At 56.3% G+C, this 24681-nt stretch carries 20 protein-coding genes and 1 pseudogene; 10 read left to right on the top strand and 11 right to left on the bottom strand.

Annotated features, from left to right (window positions below; all coding sequences use genetic code 11):
- Positions 1-894: 894 nt before the first annotated feature.
- From ACR0BU_RS12140 to ACR0BU_RS12120, 5 genes are all read right to left on the bottom strand, one after another.
- Positions 895-1125 carry a hypothetical protein gene (locus ACR0BU_RS12140; protein WP_480737318.1) on the bottom strand — a complete coding sequence of 77 codons (231 nt, stop codon included), beginning with the start codon at positions 1123-1125 and terminating at the stop codon, positions 895-897.
- A gap of 58 nt (positions 1126-1183) precedes the next feature.
- Positions 1184-2455: a sensor histidine kinase gene (locus ACR0BU_RS12135; protein ID WP_480737319.1), complete on the bottom strand. Its 1272-nt coding sequence runs from the start codon at positions 2453-2455 to the stop codon at positions 1184-1186.
- Positions 2439-3122 (bottom strand): winged helix-turn-helix domain-containing protein, encoded by a 684-nt coding sequence (locus tag ACR0BU_RS12130; protein ID WP_480737321.1) that lies wholly within the window; start codon positions 3120-3122, stop codon positions 2439-2441. The genes ACR0BU_RS12135 and ACR0BU_RS12130 overlap by 17 nt, the downstream gene beginning before the upstream one ends.
- An 82-nt stretch (positions 3123-3204) precedes the next feature.
- Positions 3205-3516 carry a PepSY domain-containing protein gene (locus ACR0BU_RS12125; RefSeq protein WP_480737323.1) on the bottom strand — a complete coding sequence of 104 codons (312 nt, stop codon included), beginning with the start codon at positions 3514-3516 and terminating at the stop codon, positions 3205-3207.
- Between the two features lie 324 nt (positions 3517-3840).
- Complete coding sequence (locus ACR0BU_RS12120; protein WP_300073870.1) at positions 3841-4713, bottom strand: LysR family transcriptional regulator; 873 nt, start codon at positions 4711-4713, stop codon at positions 3841-3843.
- 104 nt (positions 4714-4817) lie between these two features.
- On the opposite strand from ACR0BU_RS12120, the gene ACR0BU_RS12115 reads away from it, so the two are divergent.
- The 4 genes and pseudogenes from ACR0BU_RS12115 to ACR0BU_RS12100 all read left to right on the top strand — a co-directional run bounded on the left by ACR0BU_RS12115 (position 4818) and on the right by ACR0BU_RS12100 (position 7408).
- Positions 4818-5285: an ester cyclase gene (locus ACR0BU_RS12115; protein WP_300073867.1), complete on the top strand. Its 468-nt coding sequence runs from the start codon at positions 4818-4820 to the stop codon at positions 5283-5285.
- A gap of 59 nt (positions 5286-5344) precedes the next feature.
- Positions 5345-5827, top strand: a complete 483-nt coding sequence (locus ACR0BU_RS12110; RefSeq protein WP_480737325.1) for a nuclear transport factor 2 family protein — start codon at positions 5345-5347, stop codon at positions 5825-5827.
- Positions 5828-5850: 23 nt separating this feature from the next.
- Positions 5851-6375 (top strand): luciferase domain-containing protein, encoded by a 525-nt coding sequence (locus ACR0BU_RS12105; protein ID WP_480737327.1) that lies wholly within the window; start codon positions 5851-5853, stop codon positions 6373-6375.
- A 464-nt stretch (positions 6376-6839) separates the two neighbouring features.
- Positions 6840-7408, top strand: a pseudogene (locus ACR0BU_RS12100) (AAA family ATPase).
- Positions 7409-7515: 107 nt separating this feature from the next.
- Here the strand turns inward: ACR0BU_RS12100 and rtcR are convergent.
- Positions 7516-9078, bottom strand: coding sequence for an RNA repair transcriptional activator RtcR (gene rtcR, locus ACR0BU_RS12095; protein ID WP_480737328.1), 1563 nt, complete (start codon positions 9076-9078; stop codon positions 7516-7518).
- Between the two features lie 173 nt (positions 9079-9251).
- Here rtcR and ACR0BU_RS12090 point away from each other — a divergent pair, with 173 nt between their 5' ends.
- The 6 genes from ACR0BU_RS12090 to ACR0BU_RS12065 all read left to right on the top strand — a co-directional run bounded on the left by ACR0BU_RS12090 (position 9252) and on the right by ACR0BU_RS12065 (position 18831).
- Positions 9252-10808 (top strand): vWA domain-containing protein, encoded by a 1557-nt coding sequence (locus tag ACR0BU_RS12090; RefSeq protein WP_480737330.1) that lies wholly within the window; start codon positions 9252-9254, stop codon positions 10806-10808.
- A gap of 868 nt (positions 10809-11676) precedes the next feature.
- Positions 11677-12507 carry a hypothetical protein gene (locus tag ACR0BU_RS12085; protein ID WP_480737331.1) on the top strand — a complete coding sequence of 277 codons (831 nt, stop codon included), beginning with the start codon at positions 11677-11679 and terminating at the stop codon, positions 12505-12507.
- Positions 12508-12511: 4 nt separating this feature from the next.
- Positions 12512-13927: an RtcB family protein gene (locus ACR0BU_RS12080; protein WP_480737333.1), complete on the top strand. Its 1416-nt coding sequence runs from the start codon at positions 12512-12514 to the stop codon at positions 13925-13927.
- A 133-nt stretch (positions 13928-14060) separates the two neighbouring features.
- Entirely contained in the window at positions 14061-15458 is a 1398-nt protein-coding gene (locus ACR0BU_RS12075; RefSeq protein ID WP_480737334.1) for a 3' terminal RNA ribose 2'-O-methyltransferase Hen1, read from the top strand.
- Positions 15455-16279: a nucleotidyltransferase domain-containing protein gene (locus ACR0BU_RS12070; RefSeq protein WP_480737336.1), complete on the top strand. Its 825-nt coding sequence runs from the start codon at positions 15455-15457 to the stop codon at positions 16277-16279. Before ACR0BU_RS12075 ends, ACR0BU_RS12070 begins: the two co-directional genes overlap by 4 nt.
- Entirely contained in the window at positions 16276-18831 is a 2556-nt protein-coding gene (locus ACR0BU_RS12065; protein ID WP_480737337.1) for a polynucleotide kinase-phosphatase, read from the top strand. Before ACR0BU_RS12070 ends, ACR0BU_RS12065 begins: the two co-directional genes overlap by 4 nt.
- 612 nt (positions 18832-19443) lie before the next feature.
- Here the strand turns inward: ACR0BU_RS12065 and ACR0BU_RS12060 are convergent.
- Genes ACR0BU_RS12060 through ACR0BU_RS12040 form a run of 5 tightly spaced genes read right to left on the bottom strand, consistent with a single transcriptional unit; the run spans position 19444 to position 24670 of the window.
- Positions 19444-20757: a hypothetical protein gene (locus tag ACR0BU_RS12060; RefSeq protein WP_480737339.1), complete on the bottom strand. Its 1314-nt coding sequence runs from the start codon at positions 20755-20757 to the stop codon at positions 19444-19446.
- A complete protein-coding gene (locus ACR0BU_RS12055; RefSeq protein ID WP_480737340.1) occupies positions 20754-22274 on the bottom strand; it encodes a VWA domain-containing protein in 1521 nt (506 codons plus the stop codon). The genes ACR0BU_RS12060 and ACR0BU_RS12055 overlap by 4 nt, the downstream gene beginning before the upstream one ends.
- Positions 22271-23251 carry a VWA domain-containing protein gene (locus tag ACR0BU_RS12050; RefSeq protein ID WP_480737341.1) on the bottom strand — a complete coding sequence of 327 codons (981 nt, stop codon included), beginning with the start codon at positions 23249-23251 and terminating at the stop codon, positions 22271-22273. Before ACR0BU_RS12050 ends, ACR0BU_RS12055 begins: the two co-directional genes overlap by 4 nt.
- Before the next feature lies 1 nt (position 23252).
- Positions 23253-23729: a DUF4381 domain-containing protein gene (locus ACR0BU_RS12045; protein ID WP_298937933.1), complete on the bottom strand. Its 477-nt coding sequence runs from the start codon at positions 23727-23729 to the stop codon at positions 23253-23255.
- Complete coding sequence (locus ACR0BU_RS12040) at positions 23726-24670, bottom strand: DUF58 domain-containing protein (protein WP_480737342.1); 945 nt, start codon at positions 24668-24670, stop codon at positions 23726-23728. The genes ACR0BU_RS12045 and ACR0BU_RS12040 overlap by 4 nt, the downstream gene beginning before the upstream one ends.
- Positions 24671-24681 lie beyond the last annotated feature (11 nt).

Raw genomic sequence — 24681 nt, 5'->3', positions numbered from 1 at the left:
TAGTTGCATCAGCCGAAACTACATTTGCCGGAAGGGAGCAGGCTGTGCCTGCAATAGTTAAAAGTATCTTCTCGCCAATACCAACGGCGGCTCCATCGGAAACGACCGGATATCAAACCACCTGAAGCACGTCCCGTCTGGGCTCCGCATGAAGTGGAACTCCCTGCATGGTGCAACGAACGGCGGCAATGTCCGCGCTGCTGACTTTCAGGAACGTTTTGGCGAACGGCGGCTTGCCGGATCGTTGATAAGGCGCTTCTATTCAGATTGTCGGTTCGGTCTCTAGAGCAACCGAGTGAGGATTTGATTTTCAAGGGATGCGACGAGGCAATCGGTCGCTCCATAAAAAGAAGGTAGTTCACTACGAAATTTTGGTCGGTATACCGTGCTGCTGTGATATGAGTGCTCTGAAATAAAAAGGTTTTCCATGTGCGGATAGGTAATGTCAGATGGAGCGCCACATGTGTGTGAAATGATCCATAGCTTGCCCATTTCGTTCTAACTCGGGTCCATTATCTACACATAGGTTGTACATTGAGCGGCTTCACTACGATGCTTTCGGGGTGAAGTCGTCTCTATTTGAGTATGTGGTTTGAGGAAGTTTTTGGACGCGAAAATCATGCTTTGGCCACTCCCAAAGCAGCGGAAGTCAATCAAGACATACGTGATAAATTAATAGAATCAGAGTCTTAAAGTCGTTCACTAGGTGGCACGGCCTTAATGACCGCATCGAAAAAGTGTTCCGCAGGAATATCGAGAGCCCGCGCTATAGTCACCAATTCGGGCACATCAATATCCGATCAGTGCGGCGGAGACCCAGTGGATCCCGCGCGCGATGAATCCGTGTGGTTTTGCTGTCATCTGTCCGCTTCCCATCACAATGCCATCGCCGCGTTAAGCGGCGACCTTTTCAGCATTTTCTTTTGCGGTCTGACCCACAAAGCCCAGAAGCGGGGCGGCGAGAAGGCCAAGCGCGGCCGCTACCAGCGCGAAGAGCACCAGATAGAACATGACGACTAGTCCAAGCCCGGCCAAGACGCAGCCGATCAGGAAAAGGCCGATGCATGCTGCGCTCGATGCAAGTTTGTTCAGGTGTTTTTGCATTTCGAAGGTCTCCAGTTTCATGCGTTGTTTCGATGAAACCGAAATGTGGGATGAGCTTTACGCGTGCCTGATCCCAACTTTACAAATCTGCAAACTCCAGCGTGACGGCAAGGCCCTGCGGCTGATGTGGTGCAAGGACAAGCTCTGCCTGGTGCCGATTGGCGATCGCACGAACAAGTGCCAGTCCGAGACCGACGCCCTCTGTCTGACGTGATGCGTCCAGTCGCACCATAGGTTTGATGATCTCTGCAAAGTCAGAGGCATCAACACCGGGGCCATTGTCAGTAACACCAAAAGATTGTCCATCTACGTTGAGCGTAACGTCCGGTCCACCATGGCGGATAGCGTTCTGGATCAGGTTTGCGGCGGCTTGAACCAGCATTTGCCTATCGGCAAACACTGTCCCGGGCTGGGCTATTTCAAGTGTCAGCTTTTTCTCGGCATCCTCCACGACCGGCCCAAAGATCTCGAGCAGCTCTTCCGCAAAGGCCCCCAGAGCAACATCCTCGAACCCATCCGTCCCTTGTGCCGCCTCGATACGTGCGACGCGCATGATTGTGTCAAAGACGGTCGATAGGCGTTCGGCCTCTTCCAAGGCCGCGCCACGTTCTTCGCTCTCGGGCAGGACCTCAAGCCGGGACCGTAGCCGCGCAAGCGGGGTGCGGAGATCATGAGCGAGACTCGCGCTCAGATGCCGGGTCTGCGCAACAAGCTGCTCTAATTCTCCGGCCGTCACATCAACCTGCCGGGCCATATCGCCCAAATCGTCGTTTGACAGTGTGATCCCCGTACGTGCCGCCAGATCACCCGAGGCCAGCGCCGATAGGGTTTCGTTGATCAGTTTCAGCCGGCGCCGCCCCAGGACCCCAGCGGTCAAGCCGACTATCAGGCTCAGCGCGATAACGACCGCAACCGTTGTCCAGAGCACACTGCTCAGCAGTTCAAGCGCGTCTTCGCCATCGTCCAAAGGCACAGAGACAACAACGGGCAATCCCTGACTGTCCGTGCTGACGAGTACCCGCCAGGTCTCGCCGTTGCGGAAATCATCCTCCAGATCGACCGTGCCGCCGCCGCGCCCCGCAGCGCGTCCGAAAGGTCGTGGCAGGTCGCCGAGGTCATCCGCCGCGCGCAGAATAAGCCCAAAACTGTCACCCCGTGCCCCTTGCAGATCCGAGGAGCTGGCCAAGGCTTGAAGCGTCCCATCCACTCGGCGCTCAAATGCACCAGAGCCGATTGTCAGGGCGGTGAAGACTGCAACCGCCATCCCAATCGCGAAGATCACCGACAGGACAAGCGCCAGCCGCACGGTCGAAGATCGACGTAGCCAAGTGAGGTTAATGTCCAAAGACATAACCTTCCCCACGGCGGGTTCGGATCAGTTGGTCGTCGAAGGGTTTGTCGATCTTTGTGCGCAAGCGGCTGATATGGGTTTCCACGACGCTTGTGGTCGGATCAAAGCTCATATCCCAGACCTGTTCCAGCAGCATCGTACGTGTTACCAATCGGCCCGGGCGGCGCATGAAATACTCAAGGAGCTTGAACTCCTTGGCCATGAGCTCGATCAGCTGGCCTTGCCGGATACATGCGCGCGCCAGCAGGTCGAGGCTAAGGTCCCCATGTCGCAAGACCGTCTGTTTTTCAGTTTCACTCGACGCACCGTCTTTTCGCCGACCAAGAGCGCCAACCCGCGCGGACAACTCCGCGAATGCAAAAGGCTTTGTCAGATAATCATCGCCGCCCGCGTCAAACCCTTCGACACGGGCGTCGACCTCGCCAAGCGCTGTCAGAAACAGGGCAGGCGTTGTGTTTTTCGAGGCGCGAAGAGATTTGAGGACAGCCAGCCCATCAAGCCCAGGCACCATTCGATCCAGAACCAACACATCGTAATCCTGTCCCATGGCGGCCATCAAAGCCTCCTTTCCGTCCTCAAAATGGTCGACAACGTGACCTTCTTCGCGAAGACCATTTGTGACCCACGACCCGAGCTGTGCGTCGTCTTCCAGTAACAAAATGCGCATATCGCCCCGAAGCAGTTGCAATCGGAGGCCGATCTTATCAGAGGCCTCCGATTTGGCTATTCAATTGACGCGGCGCTTTGCCTTAGTCGTCATCGTTTTCATCATCGTCTTCAGCTTCCACTTCGATCACAACACCCGTATCCGCTGCGATCTCGACCTCGAACTTCTGGCCATCCGCCTTGACGATTTCGATCTCATAGAGCGGCACACCGTCTTCGTTCTCAAGCTCAACTTCCTGAACCTCGCCCGGAACTTCCAGCAAGGCAATTTCAGTTGCCTGCTCTTCCGACAGCTCTGCGGCCGTCGCTGACGTTTGCGCGGTGACCGCACCAATCAGTGCAGCCGACAAAACCAGCCCCGCGAGGGCGCCACCTGCGATGTTTTTCGTATTCATATCGTGTCTCCATTTTCTGAGTTTCAAAGGCGTCGTTGCCTTCCGATGACACTGATATGGCGTGTTTACCTTTGCTGAAGCTCCCTCAAGACTTACATCTTTGTAAGATGTCCGAAGAAACGCACTTCCTGAAGCTCAAGCGTGTAGCGGCAGCTTTGCCCTTCGTTGCAGCTATCCGAGCAACCTGCAGTTTGGTTCGCTACTCAATGTCTGTTTCGGTAAAGCTGCACCGCAGCAATGTGAACTATAACCAACGTCGGCTTTGGGCCGACCTTACCTGGAATCCGGTTCGTCGCATTTACGCTGTGTTTAGGAATGGGCCTGTTACTCTGCGAGGAAGCGAACGAAATGAACCGTAAGGTTTTCTCTCCGCGACTGATCAGGCCACACAGCATAGATCCCCAAAGGGGCAAGTTTCCAGCTTTCCAGGAGTTCAGTAAACACACCCGAATTCAGCCCCTGATCCACGAGATATCTGGGCAAAACCGTGACGCCGAAATTGAGACGTGCGTAGTGGAGCAACGCGTCGATGCTGTCGACCTGAAGCCGAGAACGCCCCGTCACTTTCACTGAGCGCCCCGTACCTGAATGGAGCTCCATTGCGTTCGAGCGTTGCGCGTATCTAATCCAATCCCAGGTTTCGAGGTCTCTGGGCTGCTTCGGATCAGGCCGAGCTTTCGCATAATCTACGCCCGAAACAAGCACGCGTTCGATCTCACCAAGTTTGCGCGACATCATCGAACTATTGTCGAGCCAGCCGACACGAATGTTCAAATCGAAGCCGTCTCTAAGCAAATCAACAGGAAGATCGGTGAATGATATGGACAAATCCACGTTTGGATGCCGCCTGGTGAAGTCTCCCATGGCTATTGCAAGGCTGGACGATGACATAAAGGCGGGAACCGAAACCCGGAGAGACCCTGCAGGCTCCAGCGACAAGGCATTCAACTCATCAAGGCCGTCCTCAGCGCTGCGTACCATCTCGACAGCGTGCGCATAGAATTTACGGCCCTCGTTTGTCAGCGCGATTTGGCGGGTCGTACGATTGAGCAATGTTGCGCCCACAAAATCTTCAAGATCGGTCACAATCTCACTTACGCGAGAAGGGGCCAACCCTATGTCCTTCGCTGCCGCCCGAAATGAGCCGAGGTCCACCACACGTGCGAAGATCGCCATGTGCCTCAAATAATCGATCATTGTTCCGTTCAGCCGAATTGAGTTGTCTGAGATTAGCACATACACAAAACAATCACTCGTCAATATCTCTCTCCTGAGAACCAGGCACGAAATTGGAGATTGATATGACATTGAAGCCAATCGCACTCGTTGCAAGCATGACTATTGCGGGCGCCGCTTTGGCCGATGACATGGCCACGGTTCAGAACTTCTACGACCTGCTCAGCAACCCGACGTCTCAGGATCACGTTGTGGCTTTCGAAGCCTCCATCACGGACAGTTGGGAGAGCGTTGGTGACTATTCGGGTAAGAACAAAACCCGCGAAGGGTTCCTTGGTCAGATCGGTGGGTTTGGTCAGCTGGTCCCCGACCTGAATTGGGCCGTCGAAGCCATCCATCAGGATGGTAACTTCATCACCGTCCGCAGCCGCGCCACCGGAACTCCCGTCGGCCCCATTTTCGGTGTTGATGGCGAAGGTCGTAGCTTCGACATCATGACCATCGACATCCACGAGTTGGAAGATGGCAAGATTGCCCGTTCTTACCACGTTGAAGACTGGGCGGGCGCTTTGGGCCAACTCTCCCGTCGCTGATCCGAAACTTTGGCGTTGCAAAGAAGCAGCGGCGTCTCAAATCAAAAGGAAAAACAAGGATGGAACGCAGAACAGCACTGAAGGCCACCGGCCTGTCGGCCTTGGCCGTGGTCCTCGGAAGTCAAGCACCTGCGGGCGACAACACGGAAGCCAGCCTCGATACCGTCATGCGCTTTATGGGAGCCATGGGCAGTGGCGATATGGAAACCGTCGGAGTGCTAATGGCTGAGGACATGATCTGGCACAACGAAGGCGATACGACCTTGCCTTGGGTGGGAGGTTCCGAAGGGAAAGAAGCGATCTTCGCGTTTCTTGGCGTTTTCTCGTCTAACTTCGAGACCACGATGTGGGAGAACACTGACGCGTTCGCCTCGGACGATACCGTTGCCATCTTCGGCAAAATGAACGGAAAAACGACGAAATCCGGTAAGGAGATCGGGGAGTTCACCTTTGCCCTTCGTGCCAAGGTCTGCGACGGTCAGGTCGTTTTGTGGCATTGGTTCGAAGACAGCTTTGCCGTCAGCCAAGCCTATCACGGGTAAAAGCTGACAAAAGGAGACGTACCATGTCGATCCGAACAACCCTTCTTAGTGCGATAGTGGTGTTTGCCGCTGTGTCATCGGCACTTGCAGCGAATGAACTCCCGATGCGAGCAGCACCTATTCCAGAAACCACGAATCGCGTGCCGCATGTGCAGATTGGGGTTGAGCCAGTTCCGGAAATCTCGGAAGCCCTGATAGACAAGGTAGCAACGATCCCCGGTATCGATATCCGCAACACCGTGATCTCTCTGCCTGGCGCTTTGGGGTTCTGGATCAAAGAAGATGTGACCGTGGCCCGCCCCGAAGTCATCGTGGGCGGGCGCGAGTTCGCCCACATTCACCCTGATGGTAGTCTACATGCGTCCTTACCGCCGGCTCTTGCAAAGCAAGCCGTCGAGACAGGCTGGGCTGTCAGCCACCCTTGGGCAAACAAACGACCTGGGTGGGAGGGGTTCGTCATGATCTTCACTCCAACCAATGCAGAAGAACTAGACGTTGTACTAGATCTCGTACAGGCCTCCTATGAATTCGTGACCGGTCAAGAATAACACTCCTTCTGACAATTCACGCGGCCATACCTTGGCGGTCGCTGCGAGATAGGCATGGCTCAACCAGACATCTGCAAAGAACTTTGAACAACGCAGCGACGGAACCTTCCCTCAGACCCGCTAAAGAGGCGTGGTCTTAAATCAGGGTCATTCATGCTCAAGAAAATCATCGACTCCCGCTTCTTCATTTGGGCCCGTCTGGCACTTCCGTCCATTCCAATGGTTGGTGCGCTGCTCTCTGGACAACCTGGCCCCGAAGGCAAACCGGCCACGGAGATGTTGTTGCATCCGACCGGAGAATTCGCGGCGCGGTTCCTGATCATAGCAATGATACTGACTCCAATGCGGATGTCGTTTCCTGGCTCAGGATACTGGCGCTGGATGATGAAACGAAGGCGCTATTTCGAGGTTCCATCAATACGGTGCTGGTGGATGAAGACCGTATCGAGAAAGTGCTGGACGACATGCTTTGGTTCTATGGCGCGAGCGACTGGTACGCGGAACGTGGTGTTCCGTGGCGGCGGGGGTATCTGTTTTACGGTCCTCCGGGCGCAGGAAAATCAAGCCTCATTCGCGGTTTAGCGTCAGACCTGTCGCTGGATATTGCATCACTGGATATCGGGCGCGCGACACTGACGGATGATGATCTGCGCGAAGCAATGATGTGTGCCCCCAAAGGATCTCTGATCGCGATCGAAGATGTGGACGCCGTGTTTACGCAGAGCGAAGGCGGGAAAAACGATCGGGCGTCAGCTTCTCGGGCTTGCTCAATGCCATCGATGGCGTGACCGCTCAGGAAGGTCGTGAGTTGGTCATGACGGCCAATCACAAGGAAAGGTTAGATCCTGCGCTAATCCGTCCCGGCCGCGCCGATGTGCACACCGAGCTCGGATTGGTGGGTGCAGCAACAGCCCGCCGGCTGTTTGAACGCTTTTTCCCCGGCGAAGGTGACTTAGCCGAGGCATTCGAACAGCGGTTGGGTGAACAAAAAACACAGCCCTGCTCAAATACAGGGTTGGCTTTTGACCGATAGCACCGACGCTTATTCTGCTGCGCGGGCGCCGGGGTTAGAAGGTCGCATACAAGACATCGCCGCCGAATGAGCAAACAGGGGCGTCCGGAACGCCCGCGTCCGTTTGGCTAAATCGCACCCCAGTCTAAACCAAACTTTCCCAGATATTTCCTTAGCCGATCTGCATCGTTCTGGGTCTTGCGCTTGCTGCGCGACACGGCAAACAAGGCGCGCCCGGCTGCACTCAGACTAGAGGAATGGCGACAGACCCGGATTACTTCGGCCAGTTGAACAAGGTCAAACGGATCCACATCAGACATCGCGTCGCCCATCACATCAGCAACCAGCTTGAAATCATCATTGGACTGGGCCGATTTCCAATCAGTTTGAAGCGTTTCGATTTCGGTCGTGACCATCGCCCTCGTGATCCGCCCACGTGGTGCAAGCGTGCACAAACGACGGATCGAGCCCGAGAAGTCACGGAAGTTTCCCAGCCAGTGAGTTGCCGGGTCTTTGGCGAATGCCAGATATTGCGTGCGGGCATCGGAATTGAAACCGACATGGGTGCCCAGATCCCGTTCACAGCGAAGCAGTTCATACAGCAGATTTGCCTCGATATCCTCTCTGCGATTGCGCAGCGCGGGCAAGGTGAAACTCCAAGTGTTCAACCGGGCCAACAGGTCGGGGCGAAACTGTCCAGAAGCCGTCAAACTGCGCAGATCGCGGTTGGCACTGGTGATCAGGTGAAACCGGCTTGAGATTTCGTGATCAGATCCCAACGGATAGAACCGTCCGGTCTCGATGGCGTGTAGAAGAACCGACTGCATGTTGGGGTTCAGTTCGTCCACATCGTCCAGAAACAGGACGCCGCCATCTGCCTCGCGTAGCAAGCCGCTTCGCTCGGTCCCCGCAGTGCCATGAAAAGACCGACGCTGGCCAAACAACGTTGCCATGGCATCGGGTCCGTTCAATGTCGCGCAGTTCACATGGACCAGACGGCCTTTGACGCGGCGCCGATCGAGTTTGAGGCCGTGAATGCGCTCAGCCAGCTCTGTCTTTCCCGTGCCGGTTTCACCGAGCAGCAGGATAGGTTCGTCGGAATTGCTGGCGACCAGCTCAACCCGGTCGATTAGATCGTTATAAATCGCGTTGCGCGTCTCGATTCCACCTTTCAACTGGTCACTGTGCTCTCGCGACAGTTGGTCGAAACGCTGCTGAAGCGCGTTATAGCGGCTCAGGTCCAGGTCGATGACATCGAACTTTGGCGTTTCCTCATCCGGTCCGGGTGGGCCGGTCTGGATCAGTCGCGCTGGCACATGGCGGCTTTCCGTCAGCAGGAACCAGCAGATCTGCGCCACATGTGTCCCGGTGGTCAGATGCACATGGTACCGTTCGCGTTCATCGTCAAACCCATAGGACCGCGCGAAGTCGAACAGCTTGCCATAGACCTCCTGAAAATCCCATGGGTCATTCAGGTCAAGCTGTTGGAGCAGTACCTCTGTATCTGGTGATGCTTCTTCGATCTCGCGCTGAACCTGCTTGGCCAGACGATTGAACCGCATGTCATAGAGGATTTCGAGCCGATCCACCTTGAAGTGATCGTGGCTGACAAGGCTGGGCGTCGGTTTCCAACGCCTTTTCTTGCCCATATCCAACTGGGTTCCGAGAAAGCCGATGACCACATTCTTCATAGTGTATCCAAATCTATAAGTAGCGATACTATAAGATAGTATATACGTGTGAAAGAAAGCTCAAACTCCATATTATTGATTTAATATCAGGCAGTTGTTTGATTTTACGATTTTCTTTCTGGTGAACCGAACATCATGCCAAAACGTCCTAACAACAAATGAGGAACAAAAGAATGGCGAACAAATCCGTGTTTGCATCGATCAAAGGCCGGTTGCTGCCGAAAGCTACTGCAAAGAATGCCCACGCGGCACCGGCCTACGCTTATTCCGATACCCATGCCCTGGCGCAGGTCGCTGTTACCGGCACTTTCGGGGGTATGTTCTATCAGTCGCTGCAGGAAGAGCTGGAATATGTTCTGGACGTGGCCGAATCCGTTGACCCGCGCTATCTGGCGCAGGCGGCCATCTATGCCCGCCGGTCGAGCTACATGAAGGATATGCCTGCCGTGTTGCTGGCTGTTCTGGCCCGGCGTGATCCGGTCCTGTTCCGTGCGGCTTTCACCCATGTGGTCGACAACGGCAAGATATTGCGTACCTTTGTGCAGGTTATCCGTTCCGGTCAAACCGGTCGTAAGTCACTGGGTTCTGCGCCGAAGGCTATGGTGCAGAACTGGCTGAACACCGCGTCTGATTGGGCGCTGCTGAACGCCAATATCGGGAACGACCCGTCATTGGCGGACGTGATCAAGATGGTGCATCCGAAACCAGCCTCGGCTGAGCGCGAGGCGCTGTTTGCCTGGATTGTCGGCCGGCCGTGCGATTTGGCACGATTGCCACAGGCTGTGCAGGATTGGATGGTTTTCAAGGACACCGGCAAGGGTCCGGTGCCTGATGTGCCATTCCAGATGCTGACGCAGCTGGAGCTTTCCTCGGCCCATTGGTCGCGGATCGCACACAAAGGTTCATGGCAGATGGTGCGCCAGAACCTGAATACGTTCCAACGCCACGGCGTTTTCGGCGTGACCAAGAACGTCGATCATGTGGCCGCCCTGCTGCGTAACCCGGAGGCGATCGCCAAGGCACGTGCGTTCCCTTACCAGCTGATGGTTGCGGCGCAGAACGTGTCGGGCGAGGTGCCGCGCGAGATCGTGGACGCTCTGCATCATGCGATGGAAATCGCAGTGCAGAACGTGCCGAAAGTGGCGGGTCAGGTGGTTGTGTGCCCTGATGTGTCGGGGTCGATGACCTGGGCTGTTACCGGGTATCGCCCGGGGGCGACTTCGGTTGTGCGTCACGTGGATGTCGCAGCCCTTGTGGCCGCGTCATTCCAGCGCATGAACCGTGGGTGCCAGGTTCTGCCGTTCGACTTCGACGTGCGTGACGTACGTCTTGAGCCGCTTGACACGATCCTGACGAACGCCGAGCGTTTGGCCGATCTGGCTGGTGGTGGGACCAACTGTTCCGCGCCGCTGAAGTGGCTGAATGATCGTGGTCGGTCGCCTGATCTTGTGGTGTTCGTGTCTGACAACCAATCGTGGGTGGACGCACGCGCCGGCGGTCAGAGAACGGCGACGTTGAAGGAATGGGAGGCGATCAAGCGTCGTAACCCAAAGGCCAAACTGGTCTGCATCGACATCGCGCCATATGGGACCACGCAGGCCCAGACACGCGAGGACGTGTTGAACGTCGGAGGGTTCTCGGATGCGGTCTTTGACCGGATCGCAGCGTTTGCCAACGGTCAGACCGGCCCGGATCATTGGGTCGGCGAGATCGAAAAGATCGAACTGTGAAAACGGGTCAGGCGGAATGCCTGTGGGACTACAGCTTTGAACTCTGTCCGATGTCTCACAAACATCTTGTCCGCCTGGCCCAAACAGACAATTCTCGGCGAATGCTGGTGGAACTACATAACCAACAGGTCGTGGGTTCGACTCCCGCCATCGCGCTCCGCGATGTAGCTCAGGTGGATAGAGCAGTTGGCCCCAATGTTTCACCAACCCCTTGCCGCCGGGACCCGAGCAACATCAGGCAGAATGCCGGTGGGACTACATCGCTGTTAATCATCCGCGTCCGTCAAAGGGCGCTGTCTCACCACCCTTTGTCTGCCTGACCCGAATAAAAGGAACATGTCTCGGCGAATGCCGGTGGAACTACAGAATCTAATCTCCGTGTCGCGGGTTCGAATCCCGCTCGTCCCTGCCCCGTGGGGAGGGACGGTAGCTCAGTCAGGTAGAGCAGGTGTTTCACCAACTTTTGTCGTCGAGACCCAATCAGAAGGAATGCCCCGGCGAATGCCGAAGGAACTACATGGCACAACAGGGACAGGTCGAGCGGGTTCAACTCCCCTCCGTGTCGGCGCCCAGACGGCAAACGCATCTGCCCATTCAGATGCGGGGCGGACCTCCCAACTGTTTCTTCACCTCTTGTCGCCGGGGCTACTGGTTAAATGCATAGAGTATTATGATGACAGACACTCAAAAAACGCTCCATTTAGCCAGCAAGGCTGTCGATATGTGTCTGAACGGCACCCCAAGTTTGGCATTGTGCCGCTTCAACGCGCATAGGGCTCGGCTTTCCCCATGGGACGTCGCCCGGATTGATCCGCAATTGCGCCGCGTACATCGAAACGCTGAACTCCAAGGGAGTCGGAAACTCGGTATGGTTGCCCGTATCTTGCGCTTGAAGCCGCCATTTTTCGAGCAGGCAATTGCAAAAAGCCCCCAAATCGCATGGCTATTTGTGCATAGTCATAATGGACGATATCGAGAGGCCGCTGTGCAATCGATGATCATCGGAGATGAGGATACCGCAGCTCAAACGGCACTATTGCTGCGTAGCAACGATTGGGTTCCACAAGTACGCAAAGCAGCGTTTGATCGGTTGCGCATCCGTGCTCCGCAATTGCCTCAAACGGCCCTATCCAGATTGGCAGTTTTTGCTGTTGCGAGAGTCGGAATATGGCAACGCGGAGGTGCCGAAGCTCTTGATGTCCTCAGGGAGTGTCCTCTCTGGCTTTCCGCTTTGGAAGAAGCTTTAGCAGAACAAGCAGACGGTCCTTTGGTGCACGTGCTCAAAAGACTGATCCTTGAAAGCACGTTAGATCATGCGCTGAATCGATTGGCGAGGTCCGCGAGGTCACCGTTCGTCAGATCAGCCGCTACCGAATGCGTTTTGACTGAAAAGGTGCGTTGGAAAAGTGGATATAAAAGGCAATGGATCAACAAACCTCTGGGTATCAGCAGGCGTGTTCCGCTTTTCGAAGAACGGAATCTGGAGATTGACCCAAATGTTTGCGCGGCCGTTGTGCGTTCTGGTGCCCGTGACACCTCCGCGATGGTTCGTAAGAAAGTAGCTGACAAACTCATCAGAGATGGAGGCAAAGAATTCCCTGAAGAGGTCAGGCTGCTAAGTGCCGATTCGGCGGCATCGGTACGAAGTCGCATGGAGTTTTTCCATCGCAAGTATCCGAGTATTAATAAGAAAGACTAAGAATATGGCTGAAAACACCAAAGCCGACCCCGTAACCGGGGACCATCTGAAAGACTGGGGTCATCGCCCTGGCAAGCAATTCCCGGCCCTGCTGGCGCGCGCGAATGAGATGCGGGCCGAAGGGTTTGGTCTGGTGCGCATCCGGCAGGAGCTGGAGAGAGCAATCCCTCCGATCCCGCCAACGATTGATCTGCGTGCACGCGGAGAGGTCGCGTTTCACGAGAACATCGATGCGGAACACCCTGACGAAGAGGATAACGTCGCCAAAGTTCGCGAGACGATGACGGCGCTGATGCGGACACCGACCATTGAGGCCGGGGCAATCATGCCAGATGCCTGTCCGGCTGGGCCAGTGGGCACAATCCCGGTCGGCGGTGTGGCAGCGGCGCGAAATGCGATTCATCCAGGGATGCACTCGGCGGATATCTGTTGTTCGGTGATGATCACCGATCTCGGAGATGCTGACCCTAAAGCGGTACTAGATGCCGCGCAATCTGTGACGCATTTCGGGCCGGGCGGGCGACCTCAGGGCAAGCGGTTCACAACCTCGATGAAGCTGATGGGCGCGTTCCGGGAGAACCCCTTTCTGGACAACCCGAAATCCCTGCGTATGGCGCATGAACATATGGGCACGCAAGGAGATGGGAACCATTTCCTGTTTGTCGGGCGATCACGCAAAACCGGACGGACGGCGATTGTGACCCACCACGGGTCGCGCGGACCGGGGGCGGTTCTGTATAAGCGCGGGATGCATGTGGCCGAGAAGTTCCGCAAGGAACTGTCGCCCGAGACTGCCAAGCAGAACGCTTGGATCCCGGCAGATACTGAGGAAGGTCGCGACTATTGGGAGGCGCTTCAGCTGATCCGCAGGTGGACCAAGGCCAACCACAACGCCATCCACCAAGCAACGGTCGAGGCCGCGCGAGTGGGTGATGTGGGCGAGCGGTTCTGGAACGAGCACAACTTCGTCTTCAAGCGGGGCAATATCTACTACCATGGCAAGGGCGCGACCCCAGCCTGGGATGGGTCCGCATCGGATGCGACGGGGCTCACGCTTATCCCGTTGAACATGTCCGAACCCGTGCTTGTAGTGCGTGGCAAGGACGCGGATCACGGTCTGGGGTTTAGCCCGCATGGTGCAGGGCGCAACTTCTCGCGGTCCGAGCATAAACGCCGCATGGGATCGATCACGCCTGAGCAAATGCTGAAGGCAGAAACCGAGGGCTTGGATATTCGATTCCACGCCGGGGGCGTGGACGCGTCGGAACTGCCGTCGAGCTATAAGAACGCCGACAATGTGGTTGCCCAGATCAAATCCTATGATCTGGCCGAAATCGAAGACTATATCGACCCTTACGGCTGCATCATGGCAGGAGACGTGCCGCCGTTCTGGAAAAACAAGAAGAAAGGCCGCCGGTAATCACCGGCGCCCTTTGCAACCCATTCATGGGCGTTGGGCTACAGTTTAATCACACATCGAATTCAGCCGCCTTGTATCCGCCCAAATTGGCATTTATGCCTTAAACTTCAAAGCCTTCTTGATTGAGCACATTATGCAAATAGAAATCACCCTTACCGCACCCGATGATGCTGATTACGCCGCAAGCGACCTTGGATTCTTGCTTCACAAGCATCCTGACCACATACACAGGCGGGAAACATCGGCGGGCGAGGTCACGATTTTCTACCCCGAGAAAGCTCAGGGCCGCACAACAGCTGTGATGCATCTAGATGTCGATCCCGTCGGTCTGGTGCGTGGAAAAAACCAGCACAGCGATGGTCTTTTGGCGCAATACGTGAATGACCGTCCCTTTGTGGCAAGCTCATTTCTGTCGGTTGCGATGGGGCGGGCCTTCGCCCAGACGATGGCTGGAAAATCGAAGGACCGGCAGGCTCTGGCAGACCGTGCGCTGCCGTTTGAAATCCGTGTCGTGCCTGTCGCCTTGTCGGGTGATCTGGATCTGGTCAAACGTCTGTTCGAGCCATTGGGTTATAACATTCTCTCACCGTCAGAGATTTGCGAAGCGCAGGTTGTCGATCTGCGTCTGTCCGCAACACTGCGCCTCGCGGACACTCTCAAGCATCTTTATGTGCTGGTGCCCGTCCTGGATAACTTTAAGCACTACTATGTCAGCGAAGAAGAGATCGACAAGCTTCTGGCGAAGGGTGAGGGATGGTTGTCCGAGCATTCCGATAAGGAACTCATCACGCGCCGCGCCTTGAAGCATCGCCGGTCATTGATGAACATGGCCCTTGCCCGCCTCGAAGAAACGGCACCTCAGGACGAGGAACAAGAAGACGCCCCGAAGCTGAAGCCTGAAGAGCAACTTGAAAAGCCGCTGCACTTGCACGCCCTGCGGTTGGATACGGTGGCAGAGGTGCTTAGGCAGAACAATGTCACCTCGGTCCTTGATCTGGGCTGTGGTGAAGGCAAGCTGATGTCGCGACTGATCAAGGAGCGAGGTCTGGCGCGCATTGTTGGCGTGGATGCGTCGGTGAGGACTCTGGAGACGGCGCATCGCAAGCTGCGACTGCATCAGGCAGGGGACGCTATGGCCGAGCGCGTGTCGCTTCAGATGGGCAGCCTGACTTATGGGGACAGGCGCTGGCAGGGCTTTGATGCCACGACGCTTGTCGAGGTGATCGAACATATCGAACCGCACCGCTTGTCGGCGCTTGTCCTGTCGCTCTTTGCAGATGCCCGGCCACGCATGGTGGTTATGACGACACCCAACCGCGAATACAATGTGCTGTTTGAAGGCTTGAAGGACGGCAAGCTGCGCCATCCGGATCACAGGTTCGAATGGACCCGAGCGGAATTCGAAAGCTGGGCCAATATGGTGGCTGAAGAACATGGCTATAGCGTCAGTTTCACGCCTTTGGGGCCGGTTGACGACACCCATGGTGGCCCATCGCAGATGGCTGTGTTCAAACAGGAGGATGCCGTGTGAGCCTGCCTGTTTTTGTCCCATCCGTGGCGCCGGATATCGAAGCGGTGATCCAATCAAAGCTAGTCGCGTTGGAGGCAGATCACGACGTGCGCATTCTTTTTGCTATTGAAAGCGGCAGCCGTGCCTGGGGATTTCCGTCGCCCGACAGCGATTACGATGTGCGGTTCATCTATGCCCGCCAACCTGACTGGTATCTCAGAATTGAGCCTGGTCGTGATGTCATAGAACTGCCCATCGAAGGCGACTGGGACATCAACGGCTGGGACATTCGCAAAGCTCTTGGCCTGTTGATCAAGCCCAATCCGGTGATGCTGGAATGGCTGTCGAGTCCGATCCGGTATCGCTGGAATGATGCGGTTTGTGACCGTCTGATCCAATTTGCGGACAAAACCACATTTGGCGAAAGCTGCCTGCATCACTATCGCAACCTAGCGGTGAAGCAATGGGACAAGCATGTCGGCGATAACGCCGATGTGTCCTTGAAAAAATACTTCTACATCCTGCGGCCCGCTCTGGCGATTTCATGGATCACGCAAAACCCCTCGGTCCAGCCACCAATGAATCTACAGGCGTTGGTCGAGGGTCAGTCTCTGAGCCGAGAACTCATCGAACATATTGAACGGCTATTGGTCCTGAAATCCGCTGCCAAGGAAATAGGGCGTGGCGCTCGTATTCCGATGATTGATGCTTTCATTCACGATCAGATTGCTTGGGCTGAAGTTGTGGCAAAACAGGATGAACGGCCGGACCTGATGGCTGAAGGCGACGCGTTGTTGCTGCGGATCGTAAATGAAAGACCTTTCGTCGGGGATGCAACATGACCAAGATATCCATCCCAGATTTTGCTCTTGTTGTTCTGATCGGCGCCACCGGCTCGGGCAAGTCCAGCTTTGCGCGCAAGCACTTTCTGGAAACTGAGATTGTGTCTTCTGATACGTGCCGGGCGATTGTTTCGGATGATGAAACCGATCTTGCTGCAACCGGCGATGCTTTTGATCTGCTCAATTATACAGTGGCCATTCGTTTGAAGCGCAGGTTGATGACGGTCATCGATGCCACATCAGTCAAACGTGAGGATCGGGCAAAGCTCGTGCAACTGGCGCGCAAATATCATGCGCTTCCGGTGGCGCTGGTGCTCGACATCGATCCCAAGATTTGCCATGAACGCAATCAGAACCGCCCCAACCGCGATTTTGGTGAACACGTGGCGCGTAACCACTCAAAAGCTCTCAGACGAGGCGTGCGCGGGTTGCAGAAAGAGGGCTTCCGTCAAGTTCAGATCATGAAATCCCCTGAGGAAGTGGATGCGCTGGAGATTGTGCGCGAACCCCTATGGACGGACAACCGCACTGATCATGGTCCCTTTGACATCATCGGTGACGTCCACGGCTGCTTTGATGAGTTGACCGAACTGCTAGGAAAACTCGGATACGTGATAGACCCATTCGAGGTGGATTCCGAAGACCTGATCCACGCCCGCCACCCTGAGGGTCGTACAGCGTTCTTTGTCGGCGACATCACAGACCGTGGGCCACGCAATCTGGATGCTTTGCGCCTTGTCATGGGCATGTGCGATGAAGGCTCTGGCCGCTGCGTAATCGGCAATCACGACTTCAAGCTGAACAAGTGGCTGAAGGGCCGGAATGTGACGCAGGCGCACGGGTTGGATCTGACCGTTTCTGAGCTTGAAAAAACCTCGGAGGCCTTCCGTAAGCAGGTCTCGGACTTCATTTGGGATCTGCGCTCTCATGCGTGGCTGGCGGATGGCAATCTAGTCATTGCCCACGCCGGGCTGAAAGAGGAAATGCACGGGCGCGGCTCCGGCCATGTGCGCAACTTCGCCATGTTCGGCGAGACAACTGGTGAGGTCGATGAGTTTGGCTTGCCCGTGCGTTTGGAATGGGCGCGGGATTACCGTGGCAAGGCGGATGTCGTCTTTGGCCACACGCCGATGGCCGAAGCTGAATGGCTGAACCATACCATGTGCATCGATACGGGATGCGTCTTTGGCGGCAAGCTTACGGCATTGCGGTGGCCCGAGCGGGAAACGGTTTCCGTTCCGGCAAAAACGCAATACGCGATCCCTGCTAAACCTTTGGATGCTGACCAATCCTTGTCTGCACAACAGGATCATGACCGCCTGCTTTACTTCGACGATTATGCTACCAAGATGCGGATCGAAACCCGGTTCAAATCCACCTTGCAAATCCCCGAGGAAAACAGCCTGGCCGCGCTGGAGGTGATGAGCCGTTTTGCCGTTGATCCCAGATGGCTGATCTATCTGCCACCCACGATGGCCGCTTGCCCGACAGCACCTGAAGGCCCGTTTCTGGAACATCCAAATCAGGCGATGAACCATTTCGCAAGCCGGGGTGTGACCGACCTGGTTGTTGAAGAAAAGCACATGGGATCGCGTGCCTTGTTGGTGGTCGCCAGGGATGCGGACGCTGCCCAGGCTCGATTTGGCGTGGAAGACGGGAAAGCAGGCGTGATCTATACACGTACCGGGCGACCTTTCTTCAAGGACGAGTCGGAAGAAGCCGCAGTTGTTGCGCGAATTGGAAAAGCAATGCAATCGGCGGGTCTGTGGGACGAGCTTCAGACCGACTGGGTGCTTCTTGACGCTGAACTTATGCCTTGGTCAGCCAAGGCGCAGGACTTGCTCAAACGGCAATATTTGCCAACAGTAGCGGCAGCAAAATCGTCTGCTTCGGCGTTTCTGGAGGCGATTTCCAAAGCCGGGGAGATCGAGGGGTTGGATGCGTTGAGCACGCGCACAGAAACCCAGTTTTCCAACGCAGATCTCATGGGGCAGACAATCGACGGGTACTGCTGGGCAGCGGACAGTATTGAAGACTATTGCATTGCGCCCTTCCACATCCTGGCGAGCGAAGGCAAAGTCCATGCGGATCAGCCTCACACCTGGCACATGGATACCCTGGGCAAATTGGCCGCCGCCGATCCGATCCTGCAGACAACAGGTTGGAAGCGGATTGATCTGAACAAAGCGGCTGATCGCGAGGCGATTGTCAGTTGGTGGATGAAACACACCGGCGCGGGAGGAGAGGGGCTTGTCTTCAAACCCAATGCATTCACCGTGCGTGGCGACAAAGGTCTGATCCAACCGGCAATGAAAGTGCGCGGGCGCGATTATCTTCGGATTATCTATGGTCCCGACTATGACTTGCCTGAGAATATCGAGCGCCTCCGCCAACGCGGGCTGGGCCGTAAATTCTCGCTTGCAGAACGGGAATTCAAACTCGGTTTCGAGGGGTTGCATCGGTTTGTCGAAGGGCTTCCACTTTCCAAGGTGCATGAATGTGCATTGGCGGTGCTTGCATTGGAAAGTGAACCAGTCGACCCGAGATTGTAGATCAAGTGCTGCGGTGCAAAACTCAAAACTAGTTCTGCTCTGTTATTGGTCACAACTTCGAATAGACATATGAATGAACTTGTTGACGCAGAGCTGACAGTTCTCGGTGTTGGCCCTATATTTTGCGCTTCACTAGAAAGCTTTGCTTTGAGTTTACGGTCAAAGGGCGGGAAGCGGTCATTCGCTGCAACGGCAAGATCGGCAAACGCAAGAATGTGAAGCGGACATTCATGCGGATGGGATCGAGTTTAAGCAGGTGCTCTATTCTGGACGGGAGGCGGGCAACTAAGTGCCTTTAATCTCCAGGTTCGAAATGGCCAGCCCACAGAAATGGCAAAATATCACGAAGCCAGGCGCATGAAATTGGATGCGGTGCATACAATGTTACCGGTTTGATTGGCGCTGACGCCGATCTGTGCAGCCCGCTTCATCACTCTATCCGCTAGATTTACCATTCAGCGACCACACTGTCTTCCGGTTTAATTGGAACTCTCCATTGGCCAACGCAATAACACCGGTAAGAGCGGGTGCAACATGCACGACATGGCACAGGATAAGATCCCAGTGATCCGAATGCCTTATGTGGCTATGGCTGGGCTGACTCTCGTCGCGTTAGTCCGCCTCGGTTAAGGCTGCTGTGATTGGAGATCGGGTCGAACTACCGGACCACATCGGATTTAGGTTGCGTAGTTGTGGGCTGCGGCGCGAGGGGCGGTATTTGCTCCACAAACGGCGGCGCGTGGCTGAGAACCCTGAACGTAACGCGCGCCAGTTCGTGGTGGTCTCGTCTGTCTTCGCCCCAAACCGAGCCTTGCCGATTAAGGTCATCCCGTTGAGCAGCACCGAGAAGCTTTGTTCTGGTACGTCGGGATAGTGTTTCTTCCACTCGGAAAACGCGGTCGTCACAGCCGTCAGATCACGGCGTGAGATGGCTTTGCTAAACTTATGCGCGGCGTACCATTCTGTTTGGAAAGCGCGAGCTTTCAAGACCGCCAGCAACGATGTTACTCGCGCTGAAAACGCCCAGATCGCTATTGCAGTGAGCGCGCCCAGACTCAGCACAAGCCAAAACACTTTGGACAAGTGCCATGTTTTTGACTCGCCTCCACTGCCAGAAACTGCGCTGTGAATGGACACATCAATAGCGGGAACTGTCGCGGTTTCCAGCTGTCCAGTCTCGATGTTGAACCAATCGAGCGACACTCCCGGCAATGCGGCGGTCCCTTCGTTTTGGGCAACATAAGCAGTTGTTTCGGTCCGCGTCCCTAGCATCTGACCGCGGTCCACTTTCTCGTCGATTTGGGGGTCCTTTGGATAGGCACGCAGGCTTTCTCCGTCAGATGTAGGAGTTAGGCGAGGGATCATAATTGGAGAGGTGCCGGTGATATTTGCTGTAATAGTCCTCGTCATGGCTCCGCCGACATCTAGGCTGGAATCTCCGTCAATCTGTTGTTGAAGTTCGAACCGCCTGGCGATGATCAGCGGATCCAGCCCAAATGCCCCTTCTGGGATGGTGGCGACGAAGGTCAGTTCAGGAAGAGATGCAGCGAATGTCACAGGCTCACTTGTGTTTGGGTTGGCATAGGTAATCGTTACGTCGCCCGTCGGCAAAGTATAGCTGCCGCCCGCGAGCGGGTAGAGGCGATAGCTGCGGCGCACCCCCGACCAGGTTTCACCATCGATATTTTCGCTGATCGGCCCCGAGGAACGCTCGGGCTGGCGAACCAGAAGTGACGGAAGTTCGACGGCAGGAAAGACCGGCGGTTCCGGCATCCATGTCGGCACAAGTATCGAAATGCGCAGCATCAGCGGCTGACCGACGATTGTGCTGTCGCTTTCCAACTCGGCCGTAAAGCGCGGGTCTTGTGCGGTGGCGATGCTGGCACCAATGCACAGGAACGATATCGCGATCAGAGTGCGGATCATGTGCCCTTCTCGCTATTGTCGTAGAGGAACCGACTGCGCAGGAAAGCCCCCATCTCGGTGTCGATGCTGTCGATCCATTGGTCGGGAGACGGCGCCGTTGCCTCGTCCATAGGTGCATCGACCTGTGAGGTCACACCGCGTTGAGCTTCGTTGTCGAATGTCATGTCGTCTGCCCCGATGCCACTTTCTTCGCCAGTGTCGGATTGCTCGCGAGTCGTTTCGACCTGTTCGACAATGGCCCAGGCGATCTCGGCGTTTTTGGCCGCGGCGGGAAAATCAGGCTGGCGATTTAGAGCGGTTTCAAATGCCCGCGCACCGGCGCGGTATTCACGGTTGCCGATCCGTGCCAGACCTTCGGAGAAGGCTGCCTCGGCACTGCTCAACCCGGCAAATACTTCTGCGGCCTCTTCGTAGCGGCCGGCGCGCAACAATGTGTGAGCTTTCCACATTGGGGCAGAAAACAAGTCGGCGGCTCGTACGAACTCTTTGTTTCGAAAGGCAATCTGTCCTTGTTGATCAGGCGTCAGAAACCAGTCTTCCCATCCTTCAGCATGTGCACTGCCCGGCATCTGAAGCGTGGTGACAACGACGAGGGCGGCGCCCCAACGCATGGTCCAGCCCCGGCGGAACCACAGCAACGCAATGAATGCCGCAGGCCACAACAGCAACCAGCCGCGATCATCCCAATCAAGACGCTCATCGTTAAGCTGCGCCGCTTGTTGCACCGAGGTTAGCTGCCGTTCGATCTGCGTGATGTCACGGTTATCGGCGGTTAATTCAACAGCCGAAACGCCTGTGAGCCCCTTAATCTGGGCAGGGATTTTCCCGGAAGGCACAGCGACCAACATCGCCACCGGTGCTTGTTCGGGGTCGTCCTTCGTGAGCGCGGCAACCGTCGCCGGATCTAGATCATCCAGCACAAAGAGGATCGCGCCGGGCGTTTCTGCGACCTTCAGAATTTCGCGCGCCAATTCCAGTGCGGCAGCGGCATCATCCCCTTCAACCGGCATCACCTTGGGGTTCAACCCTTGCAATAGCGGGCGCAGTATATTTGGGTCTTCGGTTAGTGGTGCGACCCGATGCGCGGTGCCTGCATAGGCCACAAGCGCTGTGCGCCCGCCAGCCCGCGCGGCGATCAAGTCAAGGATTTTGAACCTTGCGCGATCCAGCCGAGAGGGCGCCAGATCGGTGTTCTCCATCGAAGGTGTCACCTTGAGCGCCACCACGAGGGGAGCGGTTTCCGCGATCAGCGGGTTGGGGATACGGCTCCATGAAGGACCAGCTGCCGAGAGTGCCAGCAGACTGAGACAGAGCATGACGCTGTCAACTGGTTGAATACGCCGCCGGGTGTTTGAACCGACCTGCAGCGCCGCCGCCAGATGCGGGGCGAAATGCCGGGCGTCATGTCTTTCCTTCCTGGGACGACGCCTTGCAATGTACCAAAGCAGCCCAACACAGGGCAAAAGCATCAACCAGACAGGGCGAAGGAAGTGGAAGGCATCAAGAAAATTGGTCATGCCCGCCTCCAAGTCCGTGAAGCGAGCAGAGCAACAAGCGTTGCTATGCCAAGCAAGGCGGCGAGCAGACTGGCCACCCAAACGAGCGAAAAGGTCGGGCGATAACTGGCTTCTTCGACGATCCGCGGGGCCATGGCGTCGATCTGCTCATAGACTTGCGACAAAGCGGAGCTGTCATTGGCATAAAAGAATGCGCCACCGGTGCGGTCAGCGATATCCTCCAATGCTGTCAGATCTACCCGATCTTCGCCTGTGCCTTCAGGGTCGCCGACGCCGATGGTCTGAATGACAACGCCCTTGTCAGCGGCGATCTCGGCGGCGTTGACCGGAGAAACCCGGCTGTTGGTGTCTGCACCATCGCTTAGCAAGATGATCAGGCGGTTCTCGACATCGTTGCTGTCAAACATACGGATCGCCAGGCCGATGGCATCTCCGATAGCTGTGTTCGGCCCGGCCATACCCACTTGCGTCTGATCAAGGAATTCCTCCAAGCTTTGCAGATCTTCTGTGAAAGGGGCCTGCACAAAGGCCCGCGTACCAAAGACGATCAGGGCCATTCGATCACCGTCGCGCTCGGTGATAAAGGTCCCAAGTACATCGCGGACAGCGTCCAAACGCTGCAATCTTTGTCCACTTTCACCAATGAAATCCCGCTGGCCCATGGAGCCTGAGATGTCAACGGCAAGCACAACGTCGCGGGCGGATTTTTCGATTTCTATAGGATCGCCTAGCCGTTGAGGGTTTGCCAGACCGATCACGATCATTGTCCAGACCAATAGTGCAGTAATGATCTGAATTCTGCTCCGGTGCAGCACTGTCGCACCCGCCTGCGGTGTGGCACCCGCTGCCTCTGTCAGCTGTCGGAAAAAGGGGGTTCGGATTGCCGTGACCTCCTCGCGGTGCGGCGGTAGGAACTGCCACACCAGCCAGGGCAACGGCAGAAGGAGCAAGAGCCAGGGATACACCAAGGTGATCACTTCAGACCTCTTGCTTTGGCTGTTTGTGCGTCACGATCCAGTCGTGCGCCAAGCGGGTTAGCTCTGGAGATGCCGGGGCCGGGCGATAGGGGGCCTGCGGGACAATGCGTCCAGGGCCATTCGAGAACCGGTCATCTCCCATAGTCTGATCGAGAAAGTGCAGCCAATCCTTGCCGGTCAGTCCTGCAACCTCGCCGCGTGGAAATCCGCTCAATGCAGTGCGGCGGAGGATATCGGCGATACAAGCCGGATCATCCTCTGCTTTGGCCAGCGCGCCCAAGGCTGCACGGCGATAGGCGTTGGCTTGGCGGTGTTGTATGGCTCTTCTGATCAGCCATCCGACCAGCAGCGCAAGTGCCAGCCCAAGCCAGACCCACCCAACAGTTTGCGGCATCATCGAGATTGGCGCAGGTTCCGGCGCGGGCTCCAAGAGGTCGATCAGCTCGACAAGGTTGAGGCCTTGCAGATCCGGGTTCATGACACCCCCAACAGATGTGAGATTTGATCCAGCGCAGGGAACTGCGTCGACAGCGGCAGGAAGGGTTGTTGGTATTTCTGTGCCCAGCCGCGGATATGCGCAAGTCGATCCTGAGCAAAGGTTTCTATCTGTTTGTGAGTCTCGGCAGAAGAGGTGTCGATCTCGGCCTGCAGGGCGCCATCCGATATGGCAAGGTGTGCATTTGCCGGAATGCGCCCGGCCATCGGGTCGGCAATGTTGAACAGCAGCAGGTCGTTATGCCGGGCGAGCCTGCGGATCAGTGGCTCGGACGCGGCATCAACACCGTCGAAATCGGAGAAGATCAGTACCAGATAGTTTGTCTTGGCAATCCGGGCGGCGGAGCGCAGCATCTGGTTGAACAGGTCAGGCCGGGTGGCCTGACCCCGGGCTGACAACCGACCGTTGGCGTCGGCGATCGACGCCAGCATCCGGTGCACGGCCACGGCCGAGCGCACGGGCCGGTGTTCTGAGATGGCGTCGTCCGAGAACACCAACCCGCCGACGCGATCGCCCTGCGCCAATAGCAAATGCGCAGCGATGGCGGCGGCCTCGGCGGCAATGACTGATTTCATGTAAACTTGGCTACCAAAAAACATCGACATGCGTTGGTCTACCAGCAGCAGCGTAGGGCGGTCGCGTTCTTCGGTGTAGACCCGGACATGAGGCGTTCCAGTGCGCGCCGTTACTTTCCAATCCAGCGTGCGGATGTCATCGCCAGGCAGATAGGCGCGCAGTTCTTCGAAATTCAGCCCCCGACCGCGCAGTTTCGAAGCATGGCGGCCGTTCAGAACCGAATTCGCCGGTTGTCGAGGCAAGAAGGTCAGTCGCGACGCACGCCGTCTGAGTACGACCAACTGGTGCAGGTTGACATAGACACGGTGATCATGCCCGGGTTCTGCAATCGCTGTCTTCTTCATCATTGGCATAGCAT

It is taken from the genome of Ruegeria sp. CK2 (assembly GCF_056536585.1).
This window is presented reverse-complemented; position numbering and strand designations above follow the sequence as displayed.